This is a genomic window from Marinimicrobium sp. (assembly GCF_002695945.1).
GTDB classification, from domain to species: Bacteria; Pseudomonadota; Gammaproteobacteria; order Pseudomonadales; family Cellvibrionaceae; genus Marinimicrobium; species Marinimicrobium koreense.
Genome location: NZ_NZQP01000021.1, coordinates 35005 through 46725, shown reverse-complemented (window position 1 = coordinate 46725; position 11721 = coordinate 35005). Strand labels below are relative to the sequence as shown.

Annotated in this window: 10 protein-coding genes; 6 read left to right on the top strand and 4 right to left on the bottom strand. The window is 62.6% G+C overall.

What is annotated here, in order from left to right:
• Positions 1–473 precede the first annotated feature (473 nt).
• Positions 474–1202, bottom strand: a complete 729-nt coding sequence (gene tsaA / locus CMG77_RS04130) for a tRNA (N6-threonylcarbamoyladenosine(37)-N6)-methyltransferase TrmO (RefSeq protein ID WP_286807610.1) — start codon at positions 1200–1202, stop codon at positions 474–476.
• A gap of 87 nt (positions 1203–1289) precedes the next feature.
• Here tsaA and CMG77_RS04125 point away from each other — a divergent pair, with 87 nt between their 5' ends.
• The 5 genes from CMG77_RS04125 (at position 1290) to CMG77_RS04105 (ending at position 6324) form a co-directional block, all read left to right on the top strand.
• Complete coding sequence (locus tag CMG77_RS04125; protein ID WP_286807608.1) at positions 1290–1694, top strand: hypothetical protein; 405 nt, start codon at positions 1290–1292, stop codon at positions 1692–1694.
• Positions 1695–1770: 76 nt separating this feature from the next.
• Entirely contained in the window at positions 1771–3870 is a 2100-nt protein-coding gene (locus CMG77_RS04120; protein ID WP_286807607.1) for a protein-disulfide reductase DsbD family protein, read from the top strand.
• Positions 3867–4388, top strand: a complete 522-nt coding sequence (locus CMG77_RS04115) for a protein disulfide oxidoreductase (RefSeq protein ID WP_286807605.1) — start codon at positions 3867–3869, stop codon at positions 4386–4388. The genes CMG77_RS04120 and CMG77_RS04115 overlap by 4 nt, the downstream gene beginning before the upstream one ends.
• A gap of 21 nt (positions 4389–4409) precedes the next feature.
• Positions 4410–5141 (top strand): DsbA family protein, encoded by a 732-nt coding sequence (locus tag CMG77_RS04110; protein ID WP_286903668.1) that lies wholly within the window; start codon positions 4410–4412, stop codon positions 5139–5141.
• An 82-nt stretch (positions 5142–5223) separates the two neighbouring features.
• Positions 5224–6324, top strand: coding sequence for an endonuclease/exonuclease/phosphatase family protein (locus CMG77_RS04105; RefSeq protein ID WP_353743451.1), 1101 nt, complete (start codon positions 5224–5226; stop codon positions 6322–6324).
• Between the two features lie 16 nt (positions 6325–6340).
• On the opposite strand, the gene CMG77_RS04100 is transcribed toward CMG77_RS04105, so the two are convergent.
• Both CMG77_RS04100 and CMG77_RS04095 read right to left on the bottom strand, forming a co-directional pair.
• Positions 6341–8635, bottom strand: a complete 2295-nt coding sequence (locus CMG77_RS04100; RefSeq protein ID WP_502691754.1) for a response regulator — start codon at positions 8633–8635, stop codon at positions 6341–6343.
• 169 nt (positions 8636–8804) lie between these two features.
• The gene (locus CMG77_RS04095; protein ID WP_286903666.1) at positions 8805–10148 is read right to left on the bottom strand and encodes a sugar porter family MFS transporter; all 1344 of its coding nucleotides are present in this window, start codon (positions 10146–10148) and stop codon (positions 8805–8807) included.
• Between the two features lie 169 nt (positions 10149–10317).
• Between CMG77_RS04095 and CMG77_RS04090 the strand changes: the two genes are divergently transcribed.
• Positions 10318–10497 carry a DUF6435 family protein gene (locus tag CMG77_RS04090; RefSeq protein ID WP_024461446.1) on the top strand — a complete coding sequence of 60 codons (180 nt, stop codon included), beginning with the start codon at positions 10318–10320 and terminating at the stop codon, positions 10495–10497.
• A 12-nt stretch (positions 10498–10509) separates the two neighbouring features.
• On the opposite strand, the gene hemW is transcribed toward CMG77_RS04090, so the two are convergent.
• The gene (hemW, locus tag CMG77_RS04085; RefSeq protein WP_502691746.1) at positions 10510–11694 is read right to left on the bottom strand and encodes a radical SAM family heme chaperone HemW; all 1185 of its coding nucleotides are present in this window, start codon (positions 11692–11694) and stop codon (positions 10510–10512) included.
• Between the last annotated feature and the right edge of the window lie 27 nt (positions 11695–11721).

Genomic DNA, 11721 nt, shown 5'->3' with positions numbered 1-11721 from the left:
GAGACCCGCCGTGAATCCTTGACGTGAAGGGATTCACTAATGCCGCGATGGCATGGATGCCAAGGAGCGGCCCTTGGAGGCTTCTCATCGGCATCCATGCCTCAGAGAGTCTCGAAGTGGTATAACCCACGGCAGGCCTCAGTGCTAACGAAGACCAAAGGTTGGCGTAGGGCGCGGTAAGGCCGGAGGCCGCACCCGCCGTCAATACACGTGACGTTTCCGAGGGGCTCGACGATGGGTGACGGCGGATGCGCTTCGCTTATCCGCCCTACGCCACCATTGGGTGCTACCGGCACTGAGGGCCGATGTGTGGTGCACTCTTCCCGGACCGTGGAGCCGGGGACCGGCGATCCGAGCCTACAGGGATGTATGAACGGCGTGTCCGGGAAGAGTGCACCACACAGCGGGCCGGACGTGACCCAAACCACCTCAAAAGTGATCGCATCGTGTGTATTTGCGACAGATTATATCGATCAGTGCGGAAGGACTTCTGTGACAATCAACCGGTGGTTGCCGCTGTCGTCAGGTTGGTAAAACCAGCGCACCTCGGCGTCTTTGAGAGTCATGCCGTAGCGTCGGGTCGGGTCCGGCTTCTGGTATTGGGGGCGGGGGTCCTGCTGCAGAATCTGGCGCACGAGCGCCTCCCAATCCTCACCCGTGCGAGCACCCAACACCCGGCACCCGGCCTCCGCCTCCGGCATGAACACCACCTCCACCCACTCCGGGGCGCTATCCGCAAAGCGGTTCTCCGCCTCCGGCAGCGAATCCGTGTAGGGCACGTAAGGCTTGAGATCCAGCACCGGCGTGCCGTCGAGTAGGTCAATGCCCGACAACTCCAGCCACAGTTTGCCGCTTTCCTGCTTCACCCCCTCCAGCTTCACCACCGACAATCCGATGGGGTTGGGGCGCAGGGGCGAGCGGGTGGCGAATACGCCCAGACTGCGGTTACCGCCCAGGCGCGGGGGGCGGACCCGGGGGCGCCACTGGTCGCTCGGAGGGCGGTGAAACACGAACTGCAGCCACAGGTGCGAGCAGTGCTCCAGCCCCGCCAGCGCCTGAGGGTCGTTGTACGGAGGTAGCAGCTCGAGTTGGGCCCGGACCGCGGGGGCCAGGCCCGGCTGGCGCGGAATGCCGAACTTCTCCACAAAGGGGGAGCGAATGATGCCAATGGGGGAGAACGTGTAATCGGCCGTGTCGGTCATGGGTGAGGTCGGTTGGGGAGATTTGAGAACCTTGCCGGCATCCAGTAGTCTTAGCGGCTACCCGGATTGCTGCCGTATCCTGAACCTATGTTGAATCGCGCCGCCTCAAAACGCAATGCTCTCTGGTCGCTACTGGCGGCCGGACTGGTATTGGTCCTGTGCTGGAGCCAGCCTCTGGCGGCGGCCTCGCTGTGCCCGCTGAAGGCCGAGCTGTATGAGCGCTCGGTAGCGGAGCCCGAGTTTGCGCCCATCCTGAACGCCGATCTGGCGTCGATTCCCGTTGACCTCAACCCCGAGCACGGCGACTGCGATCTGACCGAACAGTGGCTGCAGAGCCAGGTGTTCCAGGCGGACCTGTTTCTGCCCACCTGTCTGCTGTTGCTCTGGCTGCTGATCGGGCTGGCGGCCGGTAAAGGGGGTCGCTGGCGTCTGTCCGAGCCCATTGTCCCGCCGCGTCGGCGGCATCTGCTCTTCTGTGTGTTTCGCGAATAGCGTCGATTGAACCGCTCGCCCGGCCGTACCGGGCGAGTTTGCACCCTATACGATCGATTCTGTTTGGAGACACGTTATGCTTTTCTCTCGATGGTTGATCTGGGCGAGCCTGTTGCTCGCCTGGGCGACCTCGGTCTCCGCCGCCCCGACCACGGGCTGGCTGAGTACCGAACAACACCCCGAGGCGCAGGTGCGCCTCTCTCTGACCGGTCAGCGGCACGACGACGGGCGCCTGAGCGCGCTACTCGAAGTGCGTCTGGACGGTGACTGGAAAACCTACTGGCGCTCGCCCGGTGAGGGGGGCGTGGCACCGGCCATGGACTGGTCCGGTTCGCGAAATCTCGAACGAGTCCGGTGGCGCTGGCCCGCGCCCGAGCGCTTTGACCTGATGGGCATCGACACGGTGGGCTATCGGGGGCAGGTGGGCTTCCCGTTGGAGATTCACCCCGAGCGGGCCGATCAGCCGATGCGGCTGCAGGGGCGCTTTACCCTGTCCAGTTGCACCGATATCTGTGTGCTGACCGATTACGACCTGACCCTGGATGTGGACCCCGATTCCCTCCAGCCCTTGGATGAGCAATTACACGTCTATAACCAGGCCCTGAGCCAAGTGCCCCGAGCTCTGCCGGGAATTGAGGTGACGTCTCTGGCGTGGGATGAAAGTTCGGGTTATCTGCGCGCCACCCTGGAGCGTCCGGCGGGCTGGTCCCGGCCGGATGTGCTGCTCGATGGCGACTTCCCGGGTGCCGATGAAACCCTGTTTCAGAAACCGCAGATCACCGTGCATGGCACCACCCTGACCGCCCTGTTTCAGCCGGAGTTCTGGGCCGAGGCGCCGGACTGGGTGGGGGAAACCCTGTCTCTGACCCTGCTCGATCAATCCCTGGCGGCGGAGTACCCGGTGACCCTGGAGGCGGCCAGCGCACCGATCGCGCCGGAGGCCGGGTTGGCCCTCTGGCAGATCATCGGTGTCGCGCTGCTCGGCGGCCTGATTCTGAACGCCATGCCCTGCGTGCTGCCGGTGCTGGGCCTGAAGTTGCACAGCCTGGTGGGCGCCTCGGGGCGGGATAGACGCCAGGTGCGGGGGCAGTTTCTCGCCTCGGCGCTGGGGATACTGGTGTCGTTCTGGCTGCTGGCGGCCTTTCTGCTGGTGCTGAAACTGACCGGTGGCGCTCTGGGTTGGGGCATTCAATTTCAGAGCCCCTGGTTTATTGGCCTGCTGACGGTGGTCACCTGGCTGTTCGCGTTGAATCTGTTGGGGCTGTTCGAGCTGCGTCTACCCGGCGGGCTGGGTAACTGGATGGCGCAACGGGGCGGCCATTCCTTGTGGGGCCACTTTGTCCAAGGCGTGTTTGCCACCTTCCTGGCCACGCCCTGCACCGCGCCCTTTCTCGGGACCGCCGTGGCCTTCGCCCTCGGCGCCAACGCCCTGCAACTGCTGACGACCTTTACCGCCCTGGCGGTGGGCATGGCGGTGCCCTGGTTGGCGATCGCCCTCTGGCCCGGTGTGGTGCGCTGGCTGCCCGGTCCCGGACCCTGGATGCACTGGCTCAAAGTATTGTTTGGCGCTCTGATGGGGGCCACCAGTGTCTGGTTGCTGAGTCTCTGGATGAACTTTTTAAGCGCTTTCGCGTTGGTTCTGGTTCTGCTGATACTCGCGCTGCCCGCTCTGTGGCTGGTTTACCGGCGCAAAGGCGGGCGGGCGCTGGGGGTCACTCTCGCCGCCGGTCTGCCGTCGCTGCTCGGTGTGGGTCTGCTCGGCAGTCTGGCGCTGGGGCACTGGGGTCAGCCGCTGCCCGAGGACCATGCCTGGGAGACCTTTGAGCGCGAGGCGATTGCGCCCGCGGTAGCCGATGGGCAGACGGTGTTTGTCGATGTGACTGCGGACTGGTGCATCACCTGTCAGGCCAACAAGCTGGGGGTGCTACGACAGGAGCCGGTTTATAGCGCCCTGGGCGAGTCGGATATCCGGCGCCTGCGGGCCGACTGGACCCGGCCGGATGAACGCATCAGTGCGTACCTGAAGGCGCAGGGGCAGTACGGTGTGCCCTTCAATCGCGTCTATGGGCCGGGCGCGCCGGAGGGCATCGACCTGCCCACCGTGTTGACCGCCGATCAGGTGTTGGCGGCGCTGGCTCAGGCGGGCGATCAATCCGAGTCTGGAGGGGCACCATGACGGCGACACCGGAACGATCAACACGGCGCTGGTTGGGCTGGCTGCGTCAAGTGGCGGTGTTTGTACTGCTGTTTGCCCTGGTCTCCACCCTGTCCGACGCCTGGCGCAGCCGATCGGTGCCGGACCAGGGCCTGCCGGACTGGCCCATGCATACCCTGACCGGAGAGACCGTCGACCTGGCGGCGCTCAGTGAGGAGCGCCCCGTGCTGGTTTATTTCTGGGCTACCTGGTGCGGCGTGTGCAAACTGGTGTCGCCCACCGTCGACTGGCTGGCCGAGGACCACACCGTGGTGTCGGTCGCCCTGACCTCCGGTGACAACCGTCGCCTGGCCCGCTTTATGAGCGCCAAGGGTTACGACTTCCCGGTGGTCAATGATCCCCGGGGCGAGCTCGCGCGCGCCTGGGGCATAGCCGCCACCCCCTCTATTGCGATTGTCCGCAAGGGCGAAATTTCCTCTTTTACCGTGGGCATCACCACACCGCCGGGCCTGTGGCTGCGGCTGTGGTGGGCCTCATAAATCCTGTTCTGGAGAACAATCATGATCATGACTTTTTTGAACCGTCTGAGCACCCTGGTGCTGGCCACTGTATTGCTCGCGCCGCTGGCGTGGGCCGACTCGCTGACCGAAACCCAGGAGGAACAGCTCAAAACCCTGGATACCCTGCTGCGGGATAATCCCGAGATCATCGACTCCCTGGTGACCAGCGTGCAGCGCCACCTGGAGCAACAGAAAAATTCCGCCACGGCCCTGGAGGATCAGCGCGAGTGGATGAACGATGCCCGTCACCCGGCGCTGGGGAATCTCGAAGGCGAGCGGGTGCTGGTGGTCTTCAATGACTACAACTGCCCGTTCTGTAAACGCCTGGAGCCGGTGCTGGCGCAAGCCATTGAGGAGTATCCCGACCTGAAAGTCATCAACGTCTTTCTGCCTTTGCGCCAGCAGAGCGTCGAGGGGCTGAATACCAACTCGGCGCAGTTTGCCATGCAGGTCTGGCAGGAGGCGCCGGGTAAGTTCCCCGAGGTCCATCGGCGCCTGATGGNCAAAAGTGGCATGCACACCGCCCGCTCCCTGCGCGATGTGGCCAAGGCCACGGAGACCGAAGCGCAGCTTGAGCGCAGTGCCGGCCAGGGNGCCCNGGTGCAGGAAAACTACGGCGTCTTCACCGGCCTTGGGTTGCGCGGCACCCCGAGCCTGGTGGCGGGGGATGAAGTGGTGCCCGGGTTTGTGCCCTATGAGCGGNTGAAACCGCTNCTNGAGCAGGCCCGNTAANCNCTGAGACCCGCTACCTTGCCAGCATGCCNTGGATCGCTTAGGCTCANNGCNNTANTGAGGCNAACAAAGGGATTCAATCATGCTGGCAAGCCTGTGGGTGGCGGTGNCGCTGTTGGTNCTGCTGACCGTTCTGCCCGTGTTGCGGCACGATCGCTGGTGGATNCGGGGGCTGGATTTTCCGCGTTTNCAGCTGGCCTTGTTAGCNTTGNTNCTGGTGCTGCTGCCCTGGTGGTTGCCNCCTTCGGNCGCCGGGCACAGNTGGGCCATGGCGNTGATCAGCGCGGCCTGTTTCGCCTATCACGCCTGGTGGATCCTGCCCTACACCCGCCTGCATCCCAAAGAGGTTCGCGGCGTGGGTTCGTTGAGTGANTCGGATCGGGCNAACCGCATCGCCATCATGACCGCCAATGTCCTCACGCCCAATCGCCAGGCCCAGCGATTGCTGTCTCTGGTNAAGGANNATCAACCNGACCTNCTNGTGACCCTGGAGTCCGACCGCTGGTGGCAGCAACAGCTCGATGTCCTCGAANCGGATTATGCCTACACCATCAAGTGCCCCCTCGATAACCTCTACGGTATGCACGTCTACTCCCGCTATCCGTTGGAGAATGTGGCNATTCAGTTTCTGGTGGAAGANGATGTACCGTCCATGCACGCCGAAGTGNTGTTGCCCTCCGGTGAACGAATTGTGGTGCATTGCCTGCATCCGGCGCCGCCGAGCCCGACCGANAATGAAACCTCNTCGGAGCGCGATGCGGAGCTGCTGGTGGTGGGNCGCAGTGTGGCGGAAAGNGANTCNCCGGTGATTGTGACNGGCGACCTGAACGATGTNGCCTGGTCCGCNACCACCCGCCTGTTCCGCAAAATCAGTGGCCTGNTGGANCCNCGNATCGGGCGGGGCATGTGCAACAGNTTTCACGCCAAGGTTCCGNTGTTGCGCTGGCCTCTGGATCACCTGTTTCACAGCGAGCACTTTGTGCTGGAANANCTCCGGCGTCTGCCGGCTTTTGGTTCAGACCACTTTCCGGTGNTGGTGCGTCTNGTCTATCGCCCCAANGCNCGGCCGCANGANGGNCTGGACGCCGATCGGGAGGANCGNCAGTGGGCNCGGGAAAAAATGGCNGAGGAGTCGGTCACGCCCGGTGANGTGCANCGCCCGGAAGTGNCCATGCCCAAATAGCGGNCCCTNGTTNNANTCAGGCCTCTCCGCCGTGCCGGTTCAGGCCCATNTTTTCGAAGGCCTGATACAGCTTAGCCAGGGTGATGGGCTTGCCCAGNTAATGGTTCATGCCCGAGGCGAATACCTCTTCNCGGTGNTCCTGCAGGGCGTGGGCGGTCAACGCCACAATGGGAANCGCCGGACGNTTGTGNTGGCGCTCGTGCTCGCGGATGCTGCGGGTGGCTTCAAAGCCATCCATTTCCGGCATTTCGCAATCCATCAGGATCAGGTCGTAGCTNCCCCGNCAGGCGGCCTCATAGGCGGCCAGGCCGTCTTCCACCAGCCGCGCGTCGATACCCATCTTGCCCAGNAANCCNTTGATCACCATCCGGTTGACGGCATTGTCTTCAGCCACCAGCACNCTCAGGTGGGCNAATTGCTGATAGTCGGTGGGCGTCGGNNCCTGGGTGNTCTCATCCTCCAGGTTTTCGCCCAGCATGCTGATCAGCCGGCGGCGTAGGCTGCGGGCNGAAAANGGTTTGTGCAGCACACTGTGAATGCCCAGGTTCGCCAGATTCTCGGGCTCGGCGCCGAGCTCTCCCGCATCAAGCAGCAGTCGGGGAATGTCCTGGGCGATCGAATCGCCTTTGAGCTGNTCGGCNAGCGCAATGCCCTCCATGTCATCGAGCTGGCTGCCGATGGCAATNAAATCGATGGCNTTGTTCTGCTCGTTCATCCNGTGCAGCCGNGCGATGGCGTCGGCCCCGGACGCAATGCAGTCCAGNGTCATNCCCCANCGTTTGCAGTGGCGGGCGAGGAAGTCCCCCAGNCGTGGGCTGGGGTCGACAAACAGCAGCCGGCGCCCCTTGAGTATNGCCAGNGCTTTCTCNTCCTGTGCCCTCTGGCGGTCNGGCATGGNCTCGAAGNCGGCCGTNAACCAGAAGCGGGCGCCCCGNCCCTTCTCGCTCTCGACNCCGATGGTGCCGCCCATCAATTCAGCCAGGCTTTTACAGATGGCGAGACCGAGGCCGGTGCCGCCGTATTGCCGGGTGGTNGANGTGTCTTCCTGATTGAACGAGTCGAACAGGTGGGTCTGCGNGGAGCGCGCAATCCCGATGCCNGTATCCTGGATGNAAAACANCAGCCGCGGTTGCTCGTCGGTNTAGTCCTCGGCCCGGCAGACTTCCAGCACAATGTGTCCCTTGTTGGTGAACTTGAAGGCATTGCCNAGCAGGTTGATCAGAATCTGGCGCAGCCGGGTCGGGTCGCCTTTGAGTTTGCGGGGAACATCCGGGTCCACGCCACCCATCAGTTCGATACCCTGCTTGTTGGCGGTTGCACCAAACAGGCGCAGGCAGTCTTCAATCAGGTCCTCCAGATCAAAGGCGGCCACTTCGAGCTGCATTTTGCCTGCCTCGATTTTCGAGTAATCGAGGATGTCGTTGATGATTTCCAGCAGGGTTTCCCCGGAGCGGTGAATCACATCCAGGTAGTGTTTCTGGTTGTCGTTCAGGGGCGTGTCCCGCAGCATGTCCAACATGCCGATCACCCCGTTCATGGGGGTGCGGATTTCGTGGCTCATGGTGGCCAGAAACTGGCTCTTGGCCCGGTTGGCATCTTCGGCGGCCAACTTCTGGCGCTCGTTGCGGGCCTTCTCCTCCCGCTCGTGCAGGAGCGCCAGCTCCATCGCCTGACGCTGCTCGATATCCTCGAGCAGCGTTTCCCGCATGTGATTGATCGCCTCCACGACATTGTCCAGCTCGTCGGGGTTGTCATCCGGCTTGATGCGTTTCAGGCGCAAGGGGGTGGTCAGGTTATCCAGGTGGAGCTGACGGGCGTAGTGGGCGATNGTTTCCATATGGCGGGTCAGCAGGGTGTACACCAACCACAGGATGAAAAACGAAATGATCAGAGTTTTGGTGCCCTGTACGCCGGCGATAAACAGCGTGCGTTGCCACAGTCGGTCATAGATGTTGGTCAGGCTGGCGGTAATCTGCAGGGTGCCCAGCTCTTGCCGGGGTGTGCTTTCGTCCTGATAGACCAGGGGGTATTCCTTGATCAGATACTGGTTGGGACGCGCTTCAATATCGGCCTGGGTCGTGCCCTCCTTGTACTCGATCAGGGTCTGCTCGGCGTTATTCCAGTCGCGCCAGGAAACGCTCACCTGCACCACGTCTTCTACATCCAGCACACTGTCGATCTGAATCGACAACTGATCCTGGTCAAACCCCCACAGGCTTTTGGTGATGCTCGCCAGGGTGCTGACGCGGACCTGATCCAGGCGCTCTTCCAGTGCCGACAGGTCGTCGTGAAAGCTTGAGTAGAGTTGCATCAGGATGGCCACCAGAGTGATGGCCGAGCTGCTCAGGATGATCAGCCCGAGCAGGCGGGTGGCGATGGGGTTTTCGCGTGTGTAGCGAATCAGTCGCAGCATGAAGGTCGGTCACTGGCAGAGTGGGCGAAGCGCTCGCACTAAGTGTAGCACTTCACCCTCTGGCCGGTTACCGCTTTTGACTGAGCTGGACCTCCAGGTCCTCCAGTGAAACACCTTTGGTCTCGGGCATCAGGTAGCGCACGAACAGCAGTTGCAGCACCATCATGACNGCGAAGAAAGCAAATAGCGGTGCCCCGCCGAGGGTGCCGGCAAAATACGGAAAGCTGAACGCGACCAGGNCGGCAAATACCCAGTGAGTGCCCGAGCCCAGGGACATGCCGTAACCGCGGACGCTGTTGGGGAAGATCTCGGCAATAAAGACCCAGATGCAGGCGCCCTGACCGATTGCGTGGGAGGCGATAAACACAAAAATCAGCAGCGGCACCAGGCTGCCACCGAAGGCTTCCAGATGAAAAATCAGGGCCAGGCTAGTCAGTGACAGAATGTAGCCAAAGGAGCCAATGTACATGAGAAAGCGCCGCCCGAAGCGGTCGATCAGCGCCAGACCGATCAGGGTAAAGACCAGGTTCACCAGCCCGAGTCCGGCGGAGGACAAGAGCGCGGCACTGCTCTCCATGCCCGCCATGGAAAAAATGCGCGGCGCGTAATAGATCACCGCGTTGATGCCGGACACCTGATTGAAAAACGCAAACAGAAAGGCGAGCAGAATCGGCCAGCGATAACGGCCGGACAGAAACTCCCGGAGCTCGCTGCCCTGCGCCTTCTGTTTGTGGCTGTGCTCAATCTCCGCCAGGGCCTGCTCGACCCGGCTGGGGTCGATCATCGTGAGCACTCGGCGAGCCTCGTCGTGGGCGGCGCGCCGGGTGATCAGCCAGCGGGGGCTGCGGGGCACAAACAGAATCAGAATCACAAACAGCAGGGCGGGCACCACTTCCACGCCCAGCATGATGCGCCAGTCGCCCCCGGCACTGGCCACACCGTAGTTGGACAGATAGGCACACAGGATGCCGAACACCAGGTTGAACTGAAACATGGCGGTCAGGCGGCCGCGCAGACCGGTGGGGGCGATTTCCGAGATNTATACCGGGGCGGCCACTGAGGAGGCGCCCACGCCGAGCCCACCGAGAAAGCGGAACAGCATCAGGCTGTAGGCATCGGGGGCGAGGGCCGAGCCGAGTGCCGAGACCAGATACAGGACTCCAATCCAGAACAGGGTTATCTTGCGCCCGTAACGGTCGCAGGGAATGCCGCCAAAGATGGCACCGATGACCGTACCGGCCAACGCCGATGAGACCATCAGGCCGATCAGGGCATCCGAGAGCGCCCACTGTGCCTGGATGGCCTGTTCCGCGCCGGAAATGACGGCGGTATCAAACCCGAACAGGAAGCCGCCCAGCGCGACGGTGAATGACCAGAACAGCAGTCTGGCGTGATTGATGGTACGAGTCATGGAATCGGTCCGTTATTACTATTATGAGAGGTCGGTCTGTAACCGGTATCATAGTCCCTGATACGGGAAATCACCAGTTTCTGTTGGCCCCATGGGCTATCAGGGTTCGTCCGTTTGGGCAAAGGGCACGTACACTGGTCACACTATCGAACTTCAGGAGTGACCCACCATGTTGAGCTGGCTCAAGTCAGACCCCCGTAAAAAGCTGCAGAAAGCCTACGAACAGCGCCTCAAGGACGCCATGCTCGCCCAGCGCAGTGGCGATATCAAAACCTACTCTTTATTGACCGAAGAGGCCGAGGGGATCTATCAGCAGATCAAAGCCCTGGAAGCCGACAGCAGCCGCTAGCAGAATGAAACACTAAAAAGCGGCCAGCACGTCGTTGAGAAACCGACGCCCGAGGTCGGTNGTACACAGGCGCTTGTCCTTGGGATGTACCAGTCCCTTGCGTTCCAGGTCGCGCCAGGCCGGGTCCAGCCTGGACAGAGGTAGACCGGTGTACGCCTCGAATGCTTGCGCCGGTACGCCTTCGTTCAGGCGCAGAGCATTGAGCAGGTAATCCAGTGGCAGGTCCTCGGGCTTGAGGGTCTCCTGCCCGGCGAGCATCGGGTGCTCCGCGTTCGCGGGCGTGGTCGAAGCAGCGGCGGCCCGCTCAAGGTAGTGAGCGGGTAAGCGGGTTTTCCAGCGCCGGGTGATGTCGCCGCGCTCGGGATGGGTCACTTTCCCGTGGGCGCCGGCACCGATGCCCAGATAATCCCCATAGGTCCAGTAGTTGAGGTTGTGCCGGGCGGGCTTGCCGGGCTGGCAATAGGCAGATACTTCATACTGGCCGTAGCCCGCCTCGGCCAGCAGGGCTTCGCCGGCCTGCTGGATATCGGCCAGGGTATCCTCCACCGGCAACAGCGGGGGCGCACTGTAAAAATGGGTGTTGGGCTCGATGGTCAACTGATACCAGGACAGGTGCTCGGGGGCCAGTTCAATGGCCTGTTGCAGGTCGGCACAGGCGGCCGCGGTGCTCTGCTCTGGCAGCCCGTGCATCAGGTCGAGGTTGATATTGTCGAAGCCGGCCTGCCGGGCCATGGCCACGGCGGCCAGCGCTTCATCGCGACCGTGAATACGGCCCAGCTTGTGCAATTGCTCGGCCTGAAAGCTCTGCACCCCGATGGACAGCCGGTTCACCCCGGCGCGGCGATAGGCACTGAAGCGCGCCTGCTCGAAGGTGCCGGGGTTGGCTTCCAGGGTAATCTCCGCATTGGAGGCCAGTCCCACCGTCTGATCGACGTTTTCCAGAATCCGACCAATCGCCTCGGCGGAAAACAGGCTCGGCGTGCCCCCGCCGAAAAATACCGTCTGGATGGCGCGCCCCTGAGCCAAATCAGCCTCGGCGGCCAGGTCGGCCCCCAGGGCGGCGACGTACTCNGCCTCGGGTAGAGCGTCACCGGCCTGGTGCGAGTTGAAATCGCAGTAGGGGCATTTGCGGACGCACCAGGGAATGTGAATGTAGAGCGAGAGCGGGGGGAGGCGCATGGCAATCCGGCGGTTCACTAAAAACAGGCCGTCACTATACCATGA

Bases quoted from the DNA above. Each gene is read 5' to 3' on its own strand.
- CMG77_RS04090 (WP_024461446.1), top strand. From the start codon at position 10,318: ATGTTGAGCTGGCTCAAGTCAGACCCCCGTAAAAAGCTGCAGAAAGCC.
- tsaA (WP_286807610.1), bottom strand. From the start codon at position 1,202: ATGACCGACACGGCCGATTACACGTTCTCCCCCATTGGCATCATTCGC.
- CMG77_RS04120 (WP_286807607.1), top strand. From the start codon at position 1,771: ATGCTTTTCTCTCGATGGTTGATCTGGGCGAGCCTGTTGCTCGCCTGG.
- CMG77_RS04115 (WP_286807605.1), top strand. From the start codon at position 3,867: ATGACGGCGACACCGGAACGATCAACACGGCGCTGGTTGGGCTGGCTG.
- CMG77_RS04125 (WP_286807608.1), top strand. From the start codon at position 1,290: ATGTTGAATCGCGCCGCCTCAAAACGCAATGCTCTCTGGTCGCTACTG.